Raw genomic sequence first — 23,984 nt, 5'->3', positions numbered from 1 at the left:
GGGTTAAGAAACTCTTGAGCTTCAGAAAATATGTAGAATCAATGAACGGATGATTTTGAAAAATAACACAGGCATGTGGAAAAAATGACAATAAAATCCAACCGTTTTCCTAGATATTTAGTAAGTTATTGTTTTTCAAATCTTGTAAACAATACCTGATTTTCCGTAATTAAACCTTGAAACATCAACTAAAAGATACTATGCTGATTTTAAGCCTCAAGGCTTAACCTGCTAATTAAATATTCATGAGGAGAAACAATCATGGCTAAAGATTTGAATGTTTTTGATAAAGAATACGGCCTGCTGATTAACGGCGAATGGACCAAAGGCAGCAAAGGCGAGCTGATGACATCGTACAACCCTTCCAACGGTGCCGAGCTGGCGAAATTCGTCGATGCCAGCAACGAAGATGTGGATGCAGCGGTAAAAGCCGCTCAGGAAGCGTTTAAAACATGGAAAAAAACCACCGCAGCCGAGCGCGCCGTTATTTTGAACCAAATCGCCGATGTGATTGACGAACATGCCGAGTTGTTTGCTTTGCAAGAAACTTTGGACAACGGTAAGCCCATACGCGAAACCCGTGCCGCCGATATTCCGCTGGCTTCCGACCATTTCCGTTATTTCGCCGGCGTTATCCGCGGCGAAGAAGGCACTTGCAACCAGTTGGACGAAGAAGATCTGTCTATCGTATTGCGCGAACCCATCGGCGTGGTCGGCCAAATTATTCCGTGGAACTTCCCGTTCCTGATGGCGGCTTGGAAAATCGCTCCCGCCTTGGCTGCTGGCTGCACCATCGTTATCCACCCGTCGAGCAGCACTTCGTTGAGCCTGCTGTCGTTCGCGCAAAAAGTGAACCACTTGCTGCCTAAAGGTGTGTTGAACATCATCACCGGCCGCGGATCGAAATCGGGCGAATATATGCTGCATCACAAAGGTTTCAGCAAGCTGGCGTTTACCGGTTCTACCGAAATCGGCCGTCATGTGGGTATCGCTGCCGCCGAAATGCTGATTCCGGCTACTTTGGAATTGGGCGGTAAGTCTGCGAATATTTTCTTCGACGATATGCCGTTCGACAAGGCTCTTGAAGGTGCGCAAAAAGGTATTCTGTTCAACCAAGGCCAAGTGTGCTGTGCCGGTTCGCGTATTTTCGTGCAGGAAGGTATTTACGATAAATTCGTGAATGCGCTGGCCGAAGAGTTTAAGAAAGTGAAAGTCGGCCTGCCGTGGGAAGACGACACCCAAATGGGCGCGCAAGTGAATGCCGGCCAACTGGAAACCATTTTGAAATATGTGAAAATCGGCGAGCAGGAAGGCGCACGCATCATTACCGGCGGTAAGAAAATCGAAAGCGGCGATTTAGGTAAAGGCGAATTCGTTGAGCCTACCCTGATTGCGGCGCAGAGCAACGACGACCGCATTTCGCAAGAAGAAATCTTCGGCCCTGTGGCAACTGTAATCAAGTTCAAAACCGAAGAAGACGTAATCAAAATGGCCAACGATTCCGAATACGGTTTGGGCGGTGCGGTTTGGAGTAAAGACATCAACCGCTGCCTGCGCGTTTCCCGTGCTTTGGAAACCGGCCGCGTTTGGGTGAACTGCTACAACCGCTTGCCTGCCGGTGCACCGTTCGGCGGTTACAAAACTTCCGGTATCGGCCGCGAAACCCACAAGATGATGTTGGCTGCTTACACCCAAGTGAAAAACATCTACATCAGCACCCGCGAAGAGCGCGAAGGCATGTATTGATTGTTGATGTGATGATGTTTTGAACGAGGCCGTCTGAAAATATTTTCAGACGGCCTCTTGCTATGGTTGCGTTGTGATTCGAATGATTATGCCAAATCGGCAAACAGAGGGGTGGATAAATAGCGTTCGCCGTAAGAAGGAATCAGCACGACAATTAATTTATCTTTGTTTTCAGGTTTTTGAGCCAGTTGCAAAGCGGCGGCAACGGCAGCTCCGGAAGAAATACCGACTAAAATGCCTTCTTTTTCAGCCATGGCACGGGCGGTGGCAAAAGCATCTTCATTAGAAGCTTTAATAATCGTATCGTACACTTCTGTGTTCAGAATGCTGGGAACGAAGCCTGCACCGATGCCTTGAATCGGGTGAGGGCCTTTTTCTCCGCCGCTGAGCACGGGAGAGGCTTCCGGTTCAACCGCTACGATTTGCACACCCGGCTTGCGCGCTTTCAATACCTCGCCTACACCGGTTACTGTGCCGCCGGTGCCTACGCCCGATACGAAAATATCCACTTGGCCGTCGGTGTCGCGCCAAATTTCTTCGGCTGTGGTTTCGCGGTGGATTTGGGGATTGGCTTCGTTATCGAACTGGCGCGGCATGAAATAAGTTTCGGGATGCTCGTCAACGAGAGATTTTGCTTTGGCAATCGCGCCGCCCATGCCTTCTGCCGCGGGCGTTAAAATCAGTTCGGCTCCAAAAGCACGCAGCAGCATGCGTCGCTCTTTGCTCATGCTCTCGGGCATGGTAATCGCCAATTTGTAACCGCGGGCGGCACATACCATGGCCAAACCGATGCCGGTGTTGCCGCTGGTGGCTTCTACGATTACCGTGTTTTTATTGATTTTTCCTGCTTTTTCGGCAGCATCGAGCATGGAAGCGGCAATGCGGTCTTTAACGCTGCTGCCGGGGTTGAAAAACTCTAGTTTAGCTACTACGCGGCCGGGCAGGCCCTCTGTCAGACGGTTGAGTTCAACCAATGGGGTGTTGCCGATCAAATCGGTAATATTGCTTGCAATATTCATCATTTTGCTCCTGATCAATCAAAATAAATCAAAATAACGGACATTTTCATACTATATTCAAATTGTATGAAAGCCCAATATTTTATATTTCTTAGGTTATAACTTTTAGTTGTTAAGAGTCTGTTTAAAGTTTGTCAGCCGAAGCGGATATTGAGCAACTCATTGAACACATAGGCCGTCTGAAATAAAAAAGCCATTAAAATGCCGGCCTGAATCTGTTTGCTGCTGAAACGGTTGGCAGGTTCGTTTGAAATCAGGCCGCGGTGAGCATAAAAAACCAACATGATAAAACCCTGCGCGGCAAACCAATAGGCAGGTTTGAGTGCATACATTTGAAGCAGGGCAGGCATCACATAAGGCGTAATACCGGTAGGAAAACGCATATATACCAATAATGTAAGCAATGCCGAAACCGTTGTCATCAATAGCCCGCTCACTGCAAACAAGCTGATAAAGCTGCCTGCTTCTTGAGTATGCCACCAGCCTTTTTCGGGCAGTTTTTTCCAATGGTTGATGAAAAAAAACAGGCTGGCCAGCGTGATATAGAAATGAGGAATATATAAAGGTGCAAGATGCGTGATGCCTAAGATGCCCGGCAGCAACCGTGCGCCTATTGTGCTGACTCCCAACCAAAGAAGCACGCTTGCCCAAAACCACTGAAACTGACCGGCTTTAAATGCCGCCGTGGTAAATACAGCGATATAAACGGCCAATGCCAACAAATCAAAACCGATTGCCATGTCAACGGTATCCCATCATGCGGGATAAGGCGGTTCCGACGGCATCTGCCAGATGGCAGACGGTTTCGGTTTCCAAACCGGCGGCGAAACGGTTTACGTTTTCGTCTGCGGCAAGCAATAAGCCGCCTGTGGTACCGCCTATCGGGATGGGAAGTTGCAAATAACTTTCGGGTATCGTGTTATTTTCAGGCAGCAGTTCACGAATTTCCGCGCTGATTTTAGTGCCCAAAACGGGGGCACGGAGATTTGCGATCTGTTTGTGTGCTTTATCTGCTTTGGCAGGCAGAACGATTGTTTCGGGAATACGCACTTTGTTTTTCGGTTCGGCGATTAAAACCAAGCGGAAGTGTCGTATATCGAAATCATGTTCTAGTGATGAATATAAAGCCTGAACCAGCCGTGCCACCGTGTTGGCTTGTAATAATTTAATGTCTAATGCCATTTGGCGCTGCACGATTTTTCGGTTTGCTTCCGAATCGGTAATCATGGTTTGCAGCTGCCCGGCCATTTTTTCGATTTTGAGCCGGGAAGCGGTTAATTGGGCTTGAGCAAACGAGCGCACTTTGTCATCACGCAGGCGTATGCCCAGTTCATCGGCATGCTCTGCCAAGAAATCAGGGTGCTGCCTTAAAAAATCCAAAACGTTTTCTTTTTTCATCAGTATTGCAGCTCGCCTTCGTACACGGTTTCAACAGGGCCCGTCATCATGACATCGGCACCTGTTTGCCAAGTAATGAACAAATCTCCGCCGGGCAGGCTTACCCGCACTTCTTCGCCTTCGGCCAATAAGCCCAAGCGGACGCCGGTAACCACCGCCGCACATGCTCCGGTGCCGCAGGCTTGTGTTTCACCCGTGCCGCGCTCATACACTCTCAAGCGGATGTGTTTATCGTTGACAACCTGCATAAAGCCTACATTGACGCGCTCCGGAAACTGTTCGTGCGACTCTACGGCCGAACCCCATATTTCAACCGGAGCCGTATCGACATCTTCCACTACGATTACCGCATGGGGGTTGCCCATGCTCACGCAGCTAACCGCCACAGATTCCAAACCGATCAGGATAATATGGGTTAGAGAATCGGCAGCTTCGCCCGCCGCAGGAATAAACGGTATTTCAGACGGCATGAAGTGCGGTTTGCCCATATTAACGGTAACCAAACCGTTTTCCGCCAAACGCGGCAAAATGATTCCGCGTGCGGTTTCGACAACAATTTCTGTTTTTTCCGTCAGCCCTTTATCCACCACAAAGCGGACGAAACAGCGTGCGCCGTTACCGCATTGTTCTACTTCTCCGCCGTCTGCATTAAAAATGCGGTAGCGGAAATCTACCGATTCGGAACCGGGTTTTTCTACCAGTAAAAGTTGGTCAAACCCTACGCCGGTATGGCGGTCGGCCCATTTTGCCAAAGGCGCGTTGCTCAAATCCAGCTCTTGGCTGATTCCGTCAACAACCATAAAGTCGTTACCCAAACCATGCATTTTTGTAAATTTCAGTTTTTTCATGATTTTCCTTTTGCCGGCCGTTTGCTGTATGAAAGAAAAGAGAGAAAACGGCCTGTTATCTCGGCCGTCTGAATGTTTAACTAAGGTCGATTTTACACCATATCTATGGTTTTGGCGGCGATCCGGCTATTCTTTGAGAATAAAAATCGTTAGGGTAAATTATTTATATGAGTTGCATATAAGAGACAATCGGTTTTAAAAAGGAACAAACGGTATGCGATGCCGCTAAGTTGCAGTAAAAACACAGATAATGATGCTCGGCTTATTCAAGCCTTTGTTTAAAATAAAAAATAAATTAAAAAATAGTATTTTAATTTTCTATTTTTGAGAAAATAGATATTAAGTGAAATATTTTTATTGGCATTTAAAAAGCCGAATATCTAAAAAAATTTCCGATTATCTTATTTTGTGCTTGCAATAATCTTTGCTGTCATGCAAAATACATATCAAGAAAAGCATAATATTTTAATTTAATTTAAAAATATTTATATTTTTCTTTAAGAGATTTGGTATTTTGGCATTTAATGATTCAAATATGGCCAAACACATTACGATAAGGACAATATAAAATGAAATTCAAGCGTGCTCTCTCTTCCGTGTTTGCTTTTATCTTGTTTTCTGCCGCGCAAACCGGCTTTGCCCAAGATATTGCTTTTCATCAAAAAGCTTCCGAAGCCGTTAATCCTATTGTCGGCAACTTGGCGTTAAGCATCGATATCGATGCTTCCGGCCAAGTGAACGGTGCGCGAGTAGTGCGCAGCAGCGGTTCCAAACAGATTGATGCACAAGCGGTTACTTGGATCCGCACGCAACATTTGCGTCCGGTTACCATGAACGGCGATCCGATCAATTTCAGTGCCATTAAAGAAATTAACTTCAGCCAGCCTGCCGCCGTGCAACATGCCGGTTTAAAACGTTAAAGTGTAGGCTGCTTCATAAGCAGCAGCTGAGAAAATACAAAGTAGAGAAAAGCACTCTTATCTAATCGGATAAGAGTGCTTTTTGTTTGGAAAGATGTGCAGTTGGGTTATTTATAACGGTTTGATATTTCGACAAACTGAATACAGATTTTGAAATTTATTTGCCGGATACGCTTTGAATGCACCCCACATCCGCGCAAAAGTATCCGGTAAATGGCAAAAGGCCGTCTGAATACATTAATGTTCAGACGGCCTTTTAATTAGATAGGAAAAATTTTATTGCTTAATCAGCTCCAATTCCACGGGAATGGATTTTTCCACGGTTTCTCCGGCAATCACTTTCTTGGCAGCTTCTACGCCCAGTTCTCCGATTTTGGCCGGTTTTTGGGCGACGGTTGCTGCCATTTTGCCGGCTTTAACCGCAGCTTGGGCGTCGTCGGTTGCATCAAAGCCGACCACGATAACGTCTTTTTTATTGGCTGCTTCCAAAGCTTTTACCGCACCTAAGGCCATTTCATCGTTATGGGCAAATACTGCTTTAATGTTCGGGTGGCTTTGCAGAATGTTTTCCATTACGGTTAAGCCTTTGGTGCGGTCGAAATCGGCCGGTTGTTTGGCAACGATTTTAATGGTTTGTTGTGCGTCCATCACTTGGTGGAAACCTTCGCCGCGCTCACGGGCGGCGGAAGAGCCGGGAATGCCTTCCAGCTCAACCATTTCACCGCCTGCGGGCAGTTTGCTGACGATATATTCGGCTGCCATTTTACCGCCGGCAACGTTGTCGGACGCTACATGTGAAGCCACTTCGGCACCTTTCACCGAGCGGTCGATGGAAATAACGGGAATGCCTGCTTTGGCTGCACGGTTGACTGAAGCGGCTGCGGCTTCGGAGTCGGTGGGGTTAATCAGCAGCACTTTGATATTTTGCTGCAGTAAATCGTCCACGCCGGCGGCTTGTTTGCCCGAATCGTCGTTGGCATCTACCACCACCAGTTTCAAACCGAGTTTGTCGGCTTGCGCTTGTGCGCCTTCTTTCAGGTTAACGAAAAACGGGTTGTTTTGGGTGGAAATGGCCAAGCCTACGGTGTCGCCGGTTGCGGCTGCGGAAGCAGCGGTTTTGTTGTCGGCCTGTTGTTGGCCGCAGGCGGCGAGCAGAACGCCGGTAATGAGTAGGGCTGAGGCTTTGCGTAAGAATTTCATCGTGGTTCTCCATTGTGAGAGGGTAAGAAAAATCAGGCGTTTTTGCGGTCAAGTAAAACGGCAAACAGAATAACCGCGCCTTTGATAATCAGTTGGTAGTTGGCCGATACGTTCAGCAGGTTGAGGCCGTTGCTCAATACGCCGAGCAATACCACGCCAACGAGTGTGCCGAACAGCCAGCCGCGCCCGCCGGACAGGCTGGTTCCGCCCAATACGACTGCGGCAATCGCGTCCAATTCGTACATCACGCCGGCGTTGGGGCTGGCGGAAGAAAGGCGGCTGGTAACGACCAAAGCGGCCACGGCGGAAAGCATGCCCGATAAAGTGTAAACCCAAAGTTTCAGGCTTCTGACTTTCAGGCCGGAAATGCGGGCGACGTCTTCGCTGCCGCCGAGCGCGTAAACGTGGCGGCCGAAACGGGTTTTTTTCAACACAAACCATAAAACGAAATAAACGGCCAGCATCAACACCACAGGCGTGGGAACGGTGTTGAAAAGATAGCCCGAGCCGATATCGTTAAAGAAGCCGTCTACATTGATGGTAATCGGTTTGGATTGGGAATATTCCTGCGCGATTCCGCGGAAGAGAATCATGGTGGCCAGCGTGGCGATGAAGGGAGCGATGCGGCCTACCGACACCAACAGCCCGTTTACCGCACCGCAGGCGGCGCCGAGCAGAATGCCGATGCAGGATGCCAAAATCGGATCCATGCCTGTCTGAATCAGGCTGGCGGTGATGATGCCGACCAAAGCCAGAATCGCGCCGACCGATAAATCGATGCCGCCGATCAGAATCACAAACGTCATGCCGAAAGCCAGCAGGCCGCTGTATGTTACTTGGCGCAATACGCTGAATAAGTTATTAGAAGTCAGGAAGTTGGGTGTGGCCGCACTCAATACGGCCGACAACACCACCAAACCCAATAAAGGCCCCATTTTTTTGACGGTGGCGCCGATAGACAATGGTTTCATGCTGCGTTTCCTCCGGCTGCCAATGCCATGATTTTTTCTTGGTCAGCCTCTTTGGTATTCAAAATGCCGTTCAGACGGCCTTCGCACATCACCGCCACGCGGTCGGATACGCCGAGCACTTCGGGCAGCTCCGACGATATCATGATGATGGCTACGCCTTCACGGCTTAATTCGTTGATGATGCGGTAAATTTCGGCTTTGCCGCCCACATCTACGCCGCGTGTCGGCTCGTCGAGAATCAGGATTTCCGGCAGTTCCATCAGCCATTTGGCCAACACGACTTTTTGCTGGTTGCCGCCGGAAAGACGGCGCACGGCTTCTTCGGTGTCGGCCACTTTGATTTTCAGCTTCTCAACCGCTTGTTTGATGTAGCTTTTCTCGTGGGCGCGGTCAACCATGCCGTTTTTTACGGGCAGATGCACCAGCGTGCTGTTTTCGCGAACGCTCATATCAAGAATCAAACCTTTGGCTTTGCGGTCTTCGGTAACGTAAGCGATTTTATGGGCGATGGCATGGCGCGGGCTTTTGATTTGCACGGGCTTGCCGTTGATTTTGATTTCGCCTTCCGCCAGCGGGGATAAGCCGAACAAGGTGTTGGCGATTTCGGTGCGCCCCGAGCCGATAAGCCCGGCAAATGCCAGAATTTCTCCGGCACGCACTTCAAAGCTGACGCCGCTGACGTTGAGGCCGTCTGAAAGATTATTGACTGCCAACTTCACTTCGCCGATGTTGCTTTGGCGTTCGGGAAAACGCTCGTTCAGTTCGCGCCCCACCATCATGCTGACCACATCGTCGAAATGCGTATCGGCAATCGCTTTGGTGCCGACCGAAATGCCGTCGCGCAATACGGTTATGCGTTGGCAGATTTGGAAAATTTCTTCCATGCGGTGCGACACATAAACCAAGCCGACGCCTTTTTCGGCAAGCTGCCGCACAATTCCGAACAAGCGTTGGATTTCAGGCTCGGTTAAGGCGGCGGTCGGCTCGTCCATGATAATCACTTTCGCATCAATCGAAAGCGCGCGGGCGATTTCTACCAATTGTTGCTGACCCACCGATAATTCTTTAATCAAAGTATCGGGGCCGAAGTTGGCCTGCAATGCGGCAAGCTGTTCGGTAACAATTTTGGCCATTTGCTGCTTTTGCAGCACGCCGTGTTTCACGATTTCCCGCCCGAGAAAAAAGTTTTCTGCAACCGTCATTTCCGGCAGCAGGTTGAGTTCTTGGTGGATGATGGCGATGCCGAGCTTTTGTGCGTCGACAGGCGTTTTGATGGTTTCTTCGCGGCCGTCTATCAATACCCGGCCTTCTTCGGCCTGATAAATGCCGGTGAGGATTTTCATCAGGGTGGATTTGCCCGCGCCGTTTTCGCCCATCAGGGCATGGACTTCTCCGGCGCGCAAATCAAAATCCACACCGCGCAACACCTGCACGGGGCCGAACGATTTGTTGATTTGCCGCATTTCCACCAATAATTTCGGCTGGTTCATTAAAACGGCACTCCGGAATGAAGAATAATGTTGGTATAAGGCGTTGTATCGCCGGTGCGGACAACGGCGCGGGCGGTTTGGGAAAGCTGCTTGAGTGCTTCGTGGCTGACGGTTGCAGTTTGAATGCGGTTGTTTTCTGCATGGTTGTGCGCAAACCGCCATAAATCGGCGCTGTGCGTTTCGGTTTCTTTTGCCAGCGTGATTTTTTCCAAGCAGATTTCCAGCAATACGGCATCCAATACCTGCCGCAGCGCCGGTACGCCCAAGCTGACGGCCAAGTCGATGCAGGGAACGCCGTGGGGAACGGGCAGGCCGGCATCACCGATTACCAGCATATCGCCATGCCCCAAAGTGGCGATGAGTTTGGAGAGTTCTGCGTTGAGTACACCTGTTTTTTTCATAATACATGTGTTCCTTTGCGTAAATTCTGAGGCGCGGCCTTACAGAACAGATTTCGGCCTGCTTAGGGCACGCTCGATTTTTTTAAGCAATCAGAATAACTTCCGATGACAAGCTGTAAGTATAATGGCGGATTCAATCGGTTTTCAACGGGTTTTTGAAAGATTAATAATGTTTGTTAAGATAATTTGATATATTGTTTTATCTTGATAAAAAGGGCGCGGAAAAACAGTTATAAAGGCCGTCTGAAAAGCATGTGGTGCTTTCAGACGGCCTGAGACCTTTGCAAAACCCCCATCTGCGGCGCATTTCTGCGTTGTGCGCTGCTCGCTCGTTTGCCTATCTATATGATATGTCTGCACTCGCTGTGCTGCTACGCCTTGAACTGCATCCGCATCTGGGGGTTTTGCAAAGGTCTCGGCCTTTATTATTGAAACTGCGCGGGGTCTATCGGTGAATGGCGTTGGAAATAGAGCTTTAATGCGTCGGCATCGACATAGCCGGTGTTAACGTATGAAGGTCTGTCGGCCACTTTGGGGTAGCCGTCGCCGCCGTTGGCCAGAAAATCGGGAAGGCTGAGGCGGTACACTTGATTGTCTTGCAGGGGTTTGCCGCCAATTTGGATATTGCTGATTTTGCCTTCGGCATCGGTTTGGAAAGAAACATTGTCAAATTGGGGATAGCCGCCTGAACCGGGTTTCATTTGGCTTACGGTTTGCAGGTAGCCGCGCAGCTCGGCACCGGTTAATCCTACATAGCCGACAAGGTTGCCGAAAGGCTGTACGCGCAAGATGTCTTTATAGGTGACTTTGCCTGCCTGAATCGAATCGCGGATGCCGCCGCTGTTCATAACCGATAAATCGGCACCGGTGCGCTCGCGTTGCGAACGGGCGATCAGGCGGCCGAGATTGGTGGCTTGGTGGCGGACAATGCTGCGGTCGCCTTCGAGTTTGCCGGTTACGCTACCGACTTCGATGCCGAGTTTTTCATCGGCTTCGTCTTGGTATTTTTTCAGACGGCCTGCCAGTTTTTCGTCTTGCGGGATTTCTTTTTGATAGAGCACATATTCGGTTTTGCCGTCGGCCGTTTCGGTTTTGTATTTCAGGTTGACCGGAATGAGCCGGTAGGATTGCAAAGAGAGTTTGCCGTCTTTAAAGGTAAAGTCGGCGCGCCCCAAATATTTGCCCCATTCGCCTGCCTGCATAATCCAAGTGCCGTTGCGGAAATCGGGGCGGCAGGCTTCACCGGCACGGTAGTCTTTTTTCAGACGGCCTTCCGAATCGACGCAAACGGTGGTGTGGCTGTGGCCGCCGATAATCAGGTCGAACGATTGCTGAGGCAGCGCCTCGGCCAGACCGATGTCGCTGTTGTAGCCCAAGTGGGTGAGGGCGATTTTGATGTCGGGTTGGCGGCGCTTGAGGTTGTTGAGCATTTTGGAGGCGGCGCGACGGGTGTCATCGAAAGACACGTTTTGGGTATATACCAAATTGGCGGCGGTGGCGGTTTCTTCGGTGGTCAGCCCCACTACGGCGATGCGCAGCCCTTTTTTGTTGAGCATCACATAAGGTTTCACCAAATATTTGCCGCTGTGTTTGTGGCGCACGTTGGCGGAGATAAACGGAAACTTCGCCCATTTTTCCTGCATGCCGAGCATTTGCAGCGGGTTGTCGAACTCGTGGTTGCCCAAAGCCATGGCTTCGTAACCGATGGCGTTCATGGCTTCGATGTCGGGCCGGGCGTTGTGAACGTCGGATTCGGGCACGCCGGTGTTGATGTCGCCTGCATGAAGGATGAGCAGCGAGCCGCCTTTGTGCTGCACTTCTTTTCTGATTTGTTTCACCAGCGTTTGGTGTGCGGCCATGCCGTATTCGCCGCGTTCGTTGGGCCAAAAGCGGCCGTGGGTGTCGTTGGTGTGCAGTATGGTCAGGTGGTAGGTTTTGCCGCTTTGGTAGGCATGGGCAAGGGCGGGCAGAAGCAGGGCGGTAAGCAGGATTTTTTTCATAACGGCACTTCTTTCGTTTGTTCAGATGAAAAGGATGAATCCGATTCGCTGCGAAGCCAACCGGAAATCGGGGATATTGGTCGAAATCAGTTTATGTGGGAACTACGCGCAATTACATATCCGTGCGTTCGCATTTTATATTAATATCGGTTTACAGTATGAGACATTTGTAAAATCCACACTCGGTTAACCTTATGAGCCTACATCCGATTACAGAGCTTGCGGCAGGTTTGGGTATTGCCTCCGGCTATCACGATATCGACGGCGTTTACCGTCCGGCAAGCGGGCGGGTGCTGGAAAAGCTGGCGGCACGCTTGCAGAAAGACGTGCCTGCCGGCGGGTTTGACGATGTGGCGGCGTTGCACGAAGGTGTGCGCGGTGCGGTCGGTTTGCCGCCGGATTATGCCGGTGCAGACGAGGTATCGCTGGTTGACGAAGCAGGCAAAACGCAGCAGGCGGAGTGGTCGTTGGGAGAAAACGGCAACCGGCCTGCTGTTTTTTTATCCGTGCCTCAAAGCGGTTATTACCGGCTGACGGTGGGGAAAGGCCGTCTGAAACACCGCGTGTGGCTGGTGGTTGCGCCCGAACAGGCATACCGCCCGCAGCCGCTTTCAGACGGCATGCGGATGAACGGCTTGACGATACAGCTATACAGCCTGCGCTCGGCGCACAACTGGGGCATAGGCGATTATTCGGATTTGGCTCGCATGATGGCGTTTGCGGGCGGGCAGGGCGTAGATTTTATCGGTATTAATCCGCTGCACGCGCTGTTTACCGCGAGGCCGGATTATGCCAGCCCGTACAGCCCTTCTTCGCGCGTGTGGCTGAATGCTCTGTATTTGGATGCGGCAAAGGTAATCGAAACCATGCCGTTTGCGGCGCGGGCGCGGGCATGGCTGGAGAGCGGGCATACCCGGGCAAGAATAGCGGCGGTGCGCGAAACCGAAACGGTGGATTATGCGGCGGTATGGGCGTTGAAAAAAGAAGCCCTGCTGTTGGTGTTCGAAGCGTTTGAAAACGAGCGCGGCCCTTCGGCAAAACCTTTTCAGACGGCCTTTGAGCAGTTTGCGGCAGAAAAAGGCGAAGGGCTGTACGGTTTTGCGCTGTTTGAAGCTTTAGACAACCATTATGCCCGCCGGGACGGCACAGAAGTAGGGTGGACGGCGTGGCCGTCTGAATTTCACGATCCGCACGCAGAGGCCGTACAGGCGTTTGCTCGGGCGCATGAAGGCGAAATCCGTTTTTATATGTGGCTGCAATGGTTGTGCGCACAGCAGCTTGAGGCCGCGAACGATGCCGCACGGGCGCACGGCGTGCCGCTCGGCGTGTATGGCGATTTGGCGGTGGGTGCGGCGCGGGGCAGCGCAGACACTTGGTTGGCACGTCAGCAATATTGCATGGATATGTCGATAGGCGCGCCGCCCGACCCGCTAGGCCCTGCGGGGCAAAACTGGAACTTGCCGCCCTATCATCCGCTGGTGATGAAGCGCACCGGCTGCCGCAGTTTTATCGAAGTATTGCGCGCCAATATGCGTTGGTACGGCGTGCTGCGCATCGATCATGTGATGTCGCTGTGCCGCCTGTGGTGGGTATTGGGCAGCGAAACGGCCGATCAGGGTGCTTATGTGCATTATCCGCAGGAAGTGCTGTTTGCCGTTACCGCCTTGGAAAGCCACCGCTGCCGCTGCGTGGTAATCGGTGAAGATTTGGGCACGGTGCCTCAAGACACCCGCCGGCTGCTCGACCGCTACCGCATTTTTTCTTATAAGGTAATGTATTTTAGCCGCCACGATTATGCTTTCGAGCACCCCGAATTTTACCCGCAGCAGGCGCTTGCCGTGATCAGTACGCACGACGTGGCGCCGCTGGCTGGCTGGTGGGCGGGGCGCGATGTACAAACCATGTATGCGCTCGGCACTTTGGTTGGCGAACATGCTTTTCAGACGGCCTCGGCACAGCGCAGCCGCGATAAAGAAGACCTGCTCAATGCGCTCAAATACACCCGTTGCCTGCCTTTCGATTACAGGCCGTCTGAAACCGCCGATCATGTGCTGACGAACGCCGTTCACCGTTTCGGTGCCGAGAGCCGCAGCCTGCTTTACGCAGTGCAAATCGAAAACCTGCTGGGCATGACCGAAAACTTCAATGTGCCCGGTGTGGCGGGCGGCTATCCCAACTGGGCGCGCAAACTGCCTTTGCCGGTAGAAGCGTTTGTTAACCATCCCTTTATCGTGCAGCAACTTGCCATGCTCAACGAGGTGCGTATGAGAAAAAACAGCCTGAGGGCGCCCTATCCGCCGCCCGACCAAACCGAACGCGACACCATCGACAGCCTGTTTTACGCCACACACGGCAATCCGTTTGCGTATCTCGGTCGTCATCCGCTGCCGGGCGGGGGCGAAACGGTGCGCTGCCTGATGCCCGATGCGCTGAGTGTGGACATTGTGGCGCGTGATGGCGGCAGACTGCTGACCGCCACCGAAAAACTCGACGACAGGGGCTTTTTCGCCGCCGTGTTGCCGCCCGATGCGCCCGATTATGCCTTGAGCGTGCAATACAGTGCAGAAGGGCCGTCTGAAACCGTTGAAGACCCCTACCGCTACGGTTCGCATTTGCAGGCAACCGACGAATGGCTGCTTGCCGAAGGTACGCATTTGCGCCCGTATGAGGCTTTGGGCGCGCATTGTGTTGAAATCGACGGCGTTCGGGGCGTGAATTTTGCCGTGTGGGCGCCCAATGCCCGGCGCGTTTCGGTAATCGGCACGTTTAACCGCTGGGACGGCCGCCGCCATGTGATGCGCCGCCATGCCGAAAGCGGCATTTGGGAAATCTTTATCCCCGCCGTGCCGTTCAATGCCCTGTATAAATTCGAAATACGCGGTTCAGACGGCCGCGTTTACCAAAAAGCCGACCCCTACGCTTTCGCCGCCGAACTGCGCCCGACCACTGCTTCGGTGGTGCGCGGCCTGCCCGACAAAATGCCCGAACCCGCATTCCGCGCCCGTGCCAACGCCATCGACAGCCCGATAGCGATTTACGAAGTGCATCTCGGTTCGTGGCGGCGCAATCTGGAAAACCATTTCTGGCTCACCTACGAAGAATTGGCAGAAGAATTGGTAGGCTATGTGAAAGGCATGGGGTTTACCCATATCGAGCTGTTGCCGCTTTCCGAATACCCGTTTGACGGTTCGTGGGGCTATCAGGCCACGGGGCTGTATGCGCCGACCAGCCGCTTCGGTTCGCCGCAGCAGTTGCAGGCATTGGTTAGCGCGGCGCACAATGCGGGTATCTGCGTGATACTCGATTGGGTGGTCGGCCATTTTCCTGCCGACGAGCACGGTCTCGGCCGTTTCGACGGCACGCCGCTTTACGAACATGCCGACCCGCGCGAAGGCTACCATCAAGACTGGAACACGCTGATCTACAATTTCGGCCGTGCCGAAGTGAAAAATTTCCTGCAAGGCAATGCTTTATATTGGATTGAGCGTTTCGGTTTCGACGGGTTGCGCGTCGATGCCGTGGCTTCGATGATTTACCGCGATTATTCGCGCAAAGAGGGCGAGTGGATTCCCAACCGCTACGGCGGGCGCGAAAACTTGGAAGCCATCGCCTTTCTGCGCGACACCAACACCATGTTGCAGCAATATGCCCCTGCCGTGGCCGAAATGGCCGAAGAATCCACTTCGTTTGCCGGCGTAACCCGTGCCGAAGGGCTGAATTTCCACTACAAATGGAACATGGGCTGGATGAACGACACGTTGCGCTATATGCGGGAAGACCCGATCAACCGCAAATACCACCACAATCTGATGACCTTCGGCATGATGTACCAATACAGCGAAAACTTTATCCTGCCGCTCTCGCACGACGAAGTGGTGCACGGAAAAGGCTCGCTGCTGGCGAAAATGCCCGGCGACTGCTGGCAGAAATTTGCCAATCTGCGCGCCTATTACGGCTTTATGTATGCCCACCCCGGCAAAAAGCTGCTGTTTATGGGCAACGAATTTGCGCAAGGGCGCGAATGGAACTACAACGAGCCGCTCGATTGGTTTTTGCTCGAAGAACAACACGGCGGCCTGTGGCACAAAGGCGTGCAGGATTTTGTGCGCGACCTTAACCATACTTACCGCAGCCATGCGCCGCTTTACCAGCTCGACCAATGGCCCAAAGGTTTCGAGTGGCTGGTGGCCGACGACGGCAACCATTCGGTATTCGCGTTCGAGCGGCGCGACCGCAACGGCAACCGCCTGATTGCCGTGAGCAATTTCACACCCGTAGTGCGCCATCATTACCGCATCGGCGTGAATGCGGCAGGTGTGTACCGCGAAATACTCAATTCAGACGGCCTGCAATATCAGGGCAGCGGTGTGTCGTGCGGCGCGCAAACGGCTACGCAGGCCGTTGAATCGCACGGTAAGGCGCAGTCGCTGGAGCTGACTTTGCCGCCGCTGGCTACGGTGTGGCTGTATTTGGCAGCCGACAGTAAACCGGCTGGAAGAAAATAATTTTGACGATGATAAAAGTATGCGTTCAGACGGCATCAAACGGTGCGGCAGGTTGGGCGGGAGGTATATAGCGTGCAGGCACGTTTCTTTGGAATAGGGCAGCTGATACCGCTGCTGGCAGTATCGGTATTGTGCATGATGGGTTCGCAATCGCCCGCTTTGAGCGGATGGGGAATCAGCCCGCTGACGCTGGCGATTGTGGCCGGCATGTTGCTCGGCAATACGCTGATGCTGCGTATGCCCGCTTTATGGCCGCAGGGCATTGCGTTCAGCAAAACCTACCTGTTGCGGGTGGGCATCATGCTTTACGGTTTCAGGCTTACCTTGAGCCAAGTGGCTTATGTGGGCTGGCCTGCTTTGTTGGCCGATGCGGCGGTGGTGGCGGGAACCATGCTGCTGGCCGTGAAGTTGGGCAAACGGTTTCGGCTCGATGCCAAAACGGCCGCATTGGTGGGCGCGGGCAGTGCGGTGTGCGGTGCGGCGGCGGTATTGGCGGCGCAGCCGGTGGTTAAAGCGCAAGAGCGCGATGTGGGCGTGGCGGTGGCAACCGTGGTGGTGTTCGGCACGCTGGCGATGTTTGTGTATCCGCTGTTGGCCGTATCGCTGCTGCCCGCAGATGCTTCTGCTGCCGCATGGTTCGCATGGGGCATTTATACCGGCTCTACCGTGCACGAAGTGGCGCAAGTAGCGGCGGCCGGTGCGGCGGTTAACCCTGCCGTGGCCGATGTGGCGGTGATTACCAAAATGATTCGGGTTATGCTGCTGGCACCGCTGCTGCTGGTGCTTCCGGCTTTAGCAGGCGGGCAGGGCGGGCAAGCAAACGGCAAACGCTTTGCCGTGCCGTGGTTTGTGCCGGCATTTTTGGCGATGGTGGCTTTGAACAGCTGGTTTCCGCTGCCGCCGCACATTCATCAGGCGGTGCTGACGCTGGATACGCTGCTGCTTACCACGGCCATGTTTGCGCTGGGATTAACAACCCGCTGGCAGGCGGTGCGGGCGGCGGGCATCAAACCGCTGCTGTTGGCAGGCGTGCTGGCAGTGTGGCTGATGATAGGCGGCGGGGCGTTGTCGTATGCCGGATATTGGCTGTTTAAATAACGGCAGGCCGTCTGAAAAACAGGATTGACCATAACAACACACCATAAAAGAAAAGCAAACCAAACCATGACCTTACTGCGGCAACACCACAACGGAGCGGAAATTTCAGGCGGCCTGCCTTACCCCTTGGGGGCAACGGTTAGAGACGGCGGCGTGAATTTTGCGGTGTTTTCTTCGTCGGCCGAAAAAATCGAATTGTGCCTGTTTGAAGGCGGAACAGAAACCCGCATCACGCTGCCGGCCAAGAGCGGCGGCGTGTTTCACGGTTTTGTGCCAAACATCGCCGCGGGGCAGCGTTACGGCTATCGGGTTTACGGCACGCACTATCCCGAATTGGGGCTGTTGTTCAATCCGCAGAAACTGCTGCTCGACCCTTATGCGAAAGCGGTGGACGGCAAACCGCAATACCGCAATGAACGTGAGTTGGCACATTTTCATTACCGCAACGGCAGCGACAATGCCGCCGTTGCGCCCAAAAGCGTGGTGGTGGAAGAGCAGCCCTTCGACTGGGAAAACGACCGCCACCCTAACACGCCGTGGGCGCAAACCGTTATCTACGAAGCGCATGTGAAAGGGCTGACCAAACTGATGCCGGATGTGCAACATGCCGGAACGTATGCCGCATTGGCCGACGGGCGTGTGATAGGCCGTCTGAAAGCTTTGGGCATTACCGCCGTGGAGCTGCTGCCTATTCAGACGCATCTCGACGAATACCATTTGCAGCAGCGCGGCTTGTCGAATTATTGGGGATACAACACCTGCTCGCACTTTGCGGTGGAAACCGGTTATGCCGCCGACCCGCAGCAAGCCGCCAACGAACTGCGCCGTGCCGTGAAAGCCCTGCACCAAGCCGGTATCGAAGTGATTTTGGACGTGGTGTACAACCATACCGCCGAGCAGGATTTGGACGTTGGCCTGATGTTGTGCCAGCGCGGCATCGACAGCCCCGCTTGGTATTGGCAGGACGGCGAAGGCCGCCTGTGCAATTGGACGGGTTGCGGCAATACCGTGCAGATTGCCGGCCATAATGCCACCCGCTGGGTAATGGACAGCCTGCGTTATTGGGTGCAGTCTTTCCATATCGACGGCTTCCGCTTCGATTTGGGCACGGTGTTGGGGCGCGAACCCGACTTTCACAGCAACGCCCGTTTTTTTCAGACGGCCCGACAAGACCCCGTGCTGGCAGGGCGCAAACTGATTGTCGAACCGTGGGACATCGGCGCAGGCGGCTACAGCTTGGGGCAGTTTCCCTACCCGTTTGCCGAATGGAACGACCGCTTCCGCGACGATATGCGCGCGTTTTGGCTACAGGACAGCGGCAACGTAGGCATATTTGCCGAACGGCTGGCCGGATCGTCCGACATTTTCCAAGCACGCAGCAGGCAGCCTTCTGCGGGTGTAAACTTTATCACCGCACACGACGGATTTACCCTGCAAGATTTGGTCAGCTATAACGACAAACACAACGAAGCCAACGGCGAAGGCAACCGCGACGGCCACAGCCATAATTTAAGCTGGAACCACGGCGCAGAAGGCGAAACCGACGATGCCGCCGTCAACCTCGCCCGCAGCCGCACCGTCAAAGCCCTGTTGGCCTCGCTGCTGTTGTCCAACGGTACGCCGATGCTCACGGCGGGCGACGAATCCGGCAACAGCCAGCAAGGCAACAACAACGGTTATTGCCAAGACAACGAAATTTGTTGGCTCGATTGGCACCGACGCAACGAAGAACGGGAACAATACACGCGCGAACTCTTGGCCGTGCGCCGGGAAATACCGCTGCTTAACGAAGATGTCTGGTGGAGCAGCCGCCGCGTGCAATGGCTCAATTCAGACGGCCTCGAAATGAAAAGCCGCGATTGGGACGACCGAACCGCAAAAGCACTACAAATCAGAATAGACAACAAATGGCTGCTGCTGGTGAACGGCAAGCACAGCCCGCAAACATTCGTTTTACCGCACGGCCGCTGGGTGTGCCGCCTCGCCCCCGAAGATGTGCCCGTGTCGGTTCAGCCCGAATGCAGCGTTTCCCATGCAGGCATTTGGATTTTTGTTGAAACCGGAGAAACTGTATGAATACCTTAAAGCAAGATAACCTGACTTTCGAGCCGGAAAGAATGCTTCACAACACCGATATCGCCAAAAATACGCTGGTGTTGATTCTCGCCGGCGGACGCGGCTCGCGCCTGCACGAAATGACCGACCGCCGTTCCAAACCCGCAGTATATTTCGGCGGCAACTGGCGCATCATCGACTTTACCCTGTCGAACTGCCTTAATTCCAACCTGCTCAAAATCGGCGTCATCACCCAATACGAAGCCCATTCGCTGCTGCGCCACCTCCAACACGCTTGGTCGTTTTTACCGCGCGAACGCGGCCAGTTTGTCGATATGCTGCCCGCCCGCCAGCAAATCGACGAAAGCATGTGGTATCGCGGCACCGCCGATGCCGTGTGGCAAAACGTGCCGATTATGAAAGAGCACTACAAGCCCAAATATGTGCTGATTTTGGCGGGTGACCACATTTATAAAATGGACTATATGCAGATGCTGCGCGACCACATCAACAGCGGCGCCAAATGCACCGTGGGCTGTATCGAAGTCAAACGCAGCGAAGCCAGCGAATTCGGCATCATGGCCGTGAACGAAAACCTTAAAGTTCAAGAGTTTGTAGAAAAACCCGCCGATCCGCCCGCCATGCGCGAAAAGCCCGACCATTCGCTGGCCTCTATGGGCATTTATGTGTTCAACACCGATTATCTGTATGAAGTGCTGGAAGACGAAGTGCGCCAACCCGACACCCACCACGATTTCGGCAAAGACATCATTCCGCGCGCATTGAAAGACGGCGTACTCTACGCCCATCCGTTCGAACGCTCCTGCACGGGGCGCAATACCGAGGGCAGCATTTACTGGCGCGACGTCGGCACGCTCGACAGCTATTGGCGCGCGCACATGGATTTGGTTACCGAGCACCCGCAGCTTAACCTGTTCGACCGCAACTGGCCGGTGATCGGCCTGCCCACGCAATCCATGCCCACCAAGTTTTTCTATAAAGACCGCAACTGCCGCACGCTGGACAATTCGCTGGTCGGCGGCGGCTGCATCATTACCGATGCCGAAATCAGCTCGTCGGTGCTGTTTGACCGCATTACCGTGAACGAAGGTTCGGTAATCGATTCGGCGGTGATTCTCCCCAGCGTACATATCGGTAAAAACTGCCGTCTGAAAAACTGCATTATCGAACGCAACTGCATCATCCCCGACGGCATGGTTATCGGCTACGATGCCGGGCTGGATGCCGAACGCTTCCGCATCAGTTCGAGCGGCGAAGTGGTGCTGGTTACGCCTTCGATGCTGGAAAAACTGGCGCAGTCCGAAAAAATGAAAGCCGCGGTAAAAGAGCAGGTGGAAAAAGGCGATTATCTGATTTAAACCCTTTTTCAGACGGCCTCAGAGCAGGGCGGAACACACAATCAACCATCCGTGCGGGAATTGGGAAAACCCGCCCGCTTGCCTGCCTGTTGATATGCTTGTATCCGCTATCTTTACCGGTCTTTTCAGGCAGGGGGTGCAGTGCTTGATATAATCGGCCTTCGCAACCGCCGGCTTACAGTCGGGCGTTATAACAAGATTCACGAGCACAACCGAGAGGACACCGGATGATCAACAGAGTAGGGCATTTTTTCCGCAGCGAACCTGCTGCCGGCATCGTATTGATGGCGGCGGCGGTGTTGGGCATGTGGGCAGCCAACTCCCCCTTCGCTTCAACGTATTTCGACACTTTGGAAAGCTATGTGGCCGGATTAAGCGTACTGCATTGGGTAAACGACGGCTTGATGGCCGTGTTTTTCCTGTATGTGGGTTTGGAAGTAAAACGCGAGCTGCTGGAAGGCGAGCTGGACAACAACAGCAAGCGGTTTCTGCCCGCTTTGGCGGCAATGGCGGGATTGGCCGTGCCTGCGCTGGTGTATTTGGTCTTTAACCGTTCGGGAGCGGGAGCTGACGGCTGGGCCGTGCCTGCCGCCACCGATATTGCTTTTGCTTTGGGCGTGCTGGCATTGCTGGGTTCGCGCGTGCCGCCTTCGCTGAAAATTTTTCTGACGGCGCTGGCGATTATGGACGACTTGGCCGTTATTGTGATTATCGCCCTGTTTTATACCGAGCAGATTGCTTGGCTTTATCTGGGCTTGGCGGCATTAACGCTGCTTGCTTTGTTTATGCTTAACCGCAAAGGCGAATTACGCAGCCTGCCTTACTTGGTGTTGGGTTTGCTGTTGTGGTTTTTCTTTTTGAAGTCAGGCATTCACGCTACTTTGGCGGGTGTGCTGCTGGCGTTTACCGTTCCGCTGCGCGTAACCGATTCGATTATCGAGCCGCCGCTGCTCAAATGGGAGCACGGTTTGGAAAAATGGGTGTCTTTTTTAGTGGTGCCGGTGTTCGGTTTTGCCAATGCAGGCGTTTCGTTTGCGGGGTTTTCGCTCTCGGCATTGTGGTCGCCCGTGGTGTTGGGCATTGCGCTGGGGTTGTTCATAGGCAAACAGCTGGGGATTTTCGGCATGGTTTGGCTGGCGGTTAAGCTCGGTTGGGCGAAGCTGCCGGAAGGTGCAACGGTGCTTCAGGTGTACGGCGTGGCTTTGCTGTGCGGTATCGGTTTTACCATGAGCCTGTTTATCGGCATGTTGGCATTTGACGATGCCCAACTGCAAGATTACAGCAAAATCGGCGTGTTTTTGGGTTCTTTTTTGGCAGGGGCGGCAGGATATGCCGTGTTGCGTTTTGCTCCGTCGCGACGTATCTGAATACAGCCGACTGCATACAACACGGGCGGCTTCAAGCGTGAAGGCCGTCTGAAAACACACATCAAAACCGCATCAATATTTTCAATGTTTAGAAAGGTAGTGGTATGAAGATTCTGCATGTAACTTCCGAGCTGTATCCTTTGATGAAAACCGGCGGTTTGGCCGATGTGTTGGGATCGCTGCCCTTTGCCCAATTGGAAAACGGCGACGATGTGCGCGTGGTAATGCCTTATTACCGCCACACCCGCGAAGTGGTGGCAGACACGGTGGAGGTGGCGCAGTGCGATACGTTCGGCGGCCGTGTGGTTATCCGTTATGCCCGATTTAAGGGTTTGGGGCTGTATTTGATTGATGCGCCGCATCTGTATGACCGTCCGGGCAATCCTTATCACGATCCGAATTATTTCGATTATGCCGACAACGTGATCCGTTTCGGCATATTGGGCTGGGCGGCCGCAGCCTTAGCCACCGGTTTGGATGCGCTGTGGGGCAAAGCCGATATCCTGCATGCACACGATTGGCAGGCCGGTTTGGCACCCGCTTATCTCAATGCTTGGAATGCTTATATCAAAAGCGTATTCACTGTCCACAACATCGCCTATCAAGGCATGTTCCAATCCAAACACCTGCCGGAACTTGATTTGCCGTGGGAAATGTTCCATATCGACGGCGTGGAGTTTCACGGCCAGATTTCGTTTTTGAAAGCCGGTTTGTTTTATGCCGACCTGATTACCACCGTGAGCCCTACATACGCCGATGAAATCACCAGAGAACCTGCTGCAAACGGTTTGTCGGGTTTATTATCGGCCCGACGCGACGAAGGCCGTCTGAAAGGCATTCTCAACGGTGTCGACAATACGGTGTGGAACCCCCGAACCGACACCGCATTGGCGAAAAACTACCATGCCCAAGCCATGCAGGGGAAAACAGCCGATAAGGCCGACATCCAAACCTTTTTCGGTTTGAATCCCGACGAAAAAGCCATGTTGGCGGTGATGGTGTCGCGGCTGACTCCGCAAAAAGGTGCAGATCTGCTGCTCGAATCGTTGCATGAACAACTCTCCGCAAACGCCGATTTGCAGTTTGTGTTGCTCGGCAGCGGCGCACCGGAATTGGAGCAGGCATTTTCACGCTTGGCCGAGCAATATCCGCAACAGGTCGGCGTATATATCGGCTACAACGAAGAACTGGCACACCGTTTGATCGGCGGCGGCGATGTGATTCTGATTCCCAGCCGTTTCGAGCCGTGCGGTTTAACCCAACTCTACGGCCTCAAATACGGCACGCTGCCGCTGGTGCGCCGCACGGGCGGTTTGGCCGATACGGTCGTCCACACCGATGAAGAAACCCTGAACAACAAAACCGCCACCGGTTTTGTGTTCGACGAACCTACCGCCAACGCCTTGGGCGGCGCCATCAAACAGGCTTTGGCGTTATGGCGCAAGCCGCGTGCTTGGCCGCCGGTGCGCGAACAGGCCATGGCGCAAGATTTCGGCTGGCACAAAGCGGCTCAAGCCTATGCCGAATGCTACCGCCGCCTGCTCGGTTAAACGAAAGCCGGTGTTTGATATTTCAGACGGCCTCTTT

18 protein-coding genes are annotated in these 23,984 nt (G+C 53.3%); 9 read left to right on the top strand and 9 right to left on the bottom strand.

The features are described 5' to 3' along the window. Positions 1–261 precede the first annotated feature (261 nt). The gene (locus LVJ88_RS06795; protein WP_054598838.1) at positions 262–1,746 is read left to right on the top strand and encodes an aldehyde dehydrogenase family protein; all 1,485 of its coding nucleotides are present in this window, start codon (positions 262–264) and stop codon (positions 1,744–1,746) included. Positions 1,747–1,832: 86 nt separating this feature from the next. Here the strand turns inward: LVJ88_RS06795 and cysK are convergent, their stop codons facing one another. From cysK to dapF, 4 genes are all read right to left on the bottom strand, one after another. Then, positions 1,833–2,765 carry a cysteine synthase A gene (gene cysK / locus LVJ88_RS06790; RefSeq protein WP_085356824.1) on the bottom strand — a complete coding sequence of 311 codons (933 nt, stop codon included), beginning with the start codon at positions 2,763–2,765 and terminating at the stop codon, positions 1,833–1,835. 134 nt (positions 2,766–2,899) lie between these two features. Further along, positions 2,900–3,505, bottom strand: a complete 606-nt coding sequence (locus LVJ88_RS06785) for a hypothetical protein (RefSeq protein WP_085418818.1) — start codon at positions 3,503–3,505, stop codon at positions 2,900–2,902. A gap of 1 nt (position 3,506) precedes the next feature. Continuing rightward, positions 3,507–4,163 carry a DUF484 family protein gene (locus LVJ88_RS06780; protein ID WP_085418817.1) on the bottom strand — a complete coding sequence of 219 codons (657 nt, stop codon included), beginning with the start codon at positions 4,161–4,163 and terminating at the stop codon, positions 3,507–3,509. After that, the gene (gene dapF, locus LVJ88_RS06775) at positions 4,163–5,011 is read right to left on the bottom strand and encodes a diaminopimelate epimerase (RefSeq protein WP_085418816.1); all 849 of its coding nucleotides are present in this window, start codon (positions 5,009–5,011) and stop codon (positions 4,163–4,165) included. The genes LVJ88_RS06780 and dapF overlap by 1 nt, the downstream gene beginning before the upstream one ends. Before the next feature lie 569 nt (positions 5,012–5,580). Here dapF and LVJ88_RS06770 point away from each other — a divergent pair. Beyond that, positions 5,581–5,931: a TonB family protein gene (locus tag LVJ88_RS06770; RefSeq protein WP_085356827.1), complete on the top strand. Its 351-nt coding sequence runs from the start codon at positions 5,581–5,583 to the stop codon at positions 5,929–5,931. A gap of 276 nt (positions 5,932–6,207) precedes the next feature. On the opposite strand, the gene rbsB is transcribed toward LVJ88_RS06770, so the two are convergent. The 4 genes from rbsB to rbsD are packed head-to-tail and all read right to left on the bottom strand — an operon-like array spanning position 6,208 to position 9,993. Continuing rightward, the gene (gene rbsB, locus LVJ88_RS06765; RefSeq protein WP_085356828.1) at positions 6,208–7,131 is read right to left on the bottom strand and encodes a ribose ABC transporter substrate-binding protein RbsB; all 924 of its coding nucleotides are present in this window, start codon (positions 7,129–7,131) and stop codon (positions 6,208–6,210) included. A 32-nt stretch (positions 7,132–7,163) separates the two neighbouring features. After that, a complete protein-coding gene (locus LVJ88_RS06760; protein ID WP_054600382.1) occupies positions 7,164–8,102 on the bottom strand; it encodes an ABC transporter permease in 939 nt (312 codons plus the stop codon). After that, positions 8,099–9,592 (bottom strand): sugar ABC transporter ATP-binding protein, encoded by a 1,494-nt coding sequence (locus LVJ88_RS06755; protein ID WP_085418717.1) that lies wholly within the window; start codon positions 9,590–9,592, stop codon positions 8,099–8,101. The genes LVJ88_RS06760 and LVJ88_RS06755 overlap by 4 nt, the downstream gene beginning before the upstream one ends. After that, positions 9,592–9,993 (bottom strand): D-ribose pyranase, encoded by a 402-nt coding sequence (gene rbsD / locus LVJ88_RS06750; RefSeq protein ID WP_085418718.1) that lies wholly within the window; start codon positions 9,991–9,993, stop codon positions 9,592–9,594. The genes LVJ88_RS06755 and rbsD overlap by 1 nt, the downstream gene beginning before the upstream one ends. A gap of 254 nt (positions 9,994–10,247) precedes the next feature. On the opposite strand from rbsD, the gene LVJ88_RS12645 reads away from it, so the two are divergent. Then, positions 10,248–10,448 carry a lipoprotein signal peptidase gene (locus LVJ88_RS12645; RefSeq protein WP_416171757.1) on the top strand — a complete coding sequence of 67 codons (201 nt, stop codon included), beginning with the start codon at positions 10,248–10,250 and terminating at the stop codon, positions 10,446–10,448. Here the strand turns inward: LVJ88_RS12645 and ushA are convergent. Then, entirely contained in the window at positions 10,419–11,993 is a 1,575-nt protein-coding gene (ushA, locus tag LVJ88_RS06745; RefSeq protein ID WP_085356832.1) for a bifunctional UDP-sugar hydrolase/5'-nucleotidase UshA, read from the bottom strand. The two genes, LVJ88_RS12645 and ushA, sit on opposite strands and share 30 nt — an antisense overlap. Positions 11,994–12,187: 194 nt before the next feature. On the opposite strand from ushA, the gene glgB reads away from it, so the two are divergent. The 6 genes from glgB (at position 12,188) to glgA (ending at position 23,947) form a co-directional block, all read left to right on the top strand. Beyond that, positions 12,188–16,498, top strand: a complete 4,311-nt coding sequence (gene glgB, locus LVJ88_RS06740; protein WP_085418719.1) for a 1,4-alpha-glucan branching protein GlgB — start codon at positions 12,188–12,190, stop codon at positions 16,496–16,498. Between the two features lie 72 nt (positions 16,499–16,570). Continuing rightward, on the top strand, positions 16,571–17,596 hold the full coding sequence (locus LVJ88_RS06735; protein ID WP_233127620.1) for a YeiH family protein: 1,026 nt from the start codon (positions 16,571–16,573) through the stop codon (positions 17,594–17,596). Between the two features lie 66 nt (positions 17,597–17,662). Next, positions 17,663–19,672: a glycogen debranching protein GlgX gene (glgX, locus tag LVJ88_RS06730; RefSeq protein WP_085418720.1), complete on the top strand. Its 2,010-nt coding sequence runs from the start codon at positions 17,663–17,665 to the stop codon at positions 19,670–19,672. Further along, positions 19,669–21,030: a glucose-1-phosphate adenylyltransferase gene (gene glgC / locus LVJ88_RS06725; protein WP_085418721.1), complete on the top strand. Its 1,362-nt coding sequence runs from the start codon at positions 19,669–19,671 to the stop codon at positions 21,028–21,030. Before glgX ends, glgC begins: the two co-directional genes overlap by 4 nt. A 227-nt stretch (positions 21,031–21,257) precedes the next feature. Beyond that, the gene (gene nhaA, locus LVJ88_RS06720) at positions 21,258–22,397 is read left to right on the top strand and encodes a Na+/H+ antiporter NhaA (protein WP_085418722.1); all 1,140 of its coding nucleotides are present in this window, start codon (positions 21,258–21,260) and stop codon (positions 22,395–22,397) included. 104 nt (positions 22,398–22,501) lie between these two features. Further along, positions 22,502–23,947: a glycogen synthase GlgA gene (gene glgA / locus LVJ88_RS06715; protein ID WP_085418723.1), complete on the top strand. Its 1,446-nt coding sequence runs from the start codon at positions 22,502–22,504 to the stop codon at positions 23,945–23,947. The last annotated feature ends 37 nt before the right edge of the window (positions 23,948–23,984 follow it).

This window comes from Neisseria dumasiana (genome assembly GCF_022870885.1).
Taxonomy (GTDB): Bacteria; Pseudomonadota; Gammaproteobacteria; order Burkholderiales; family Neisseriaceae; genus Neisseria; species Neisseria dumasiana.
Note: the sequence above shows the minus strand (reverse complement) of the source record. Positions and strands in the feature narration are given on the sequence as shown.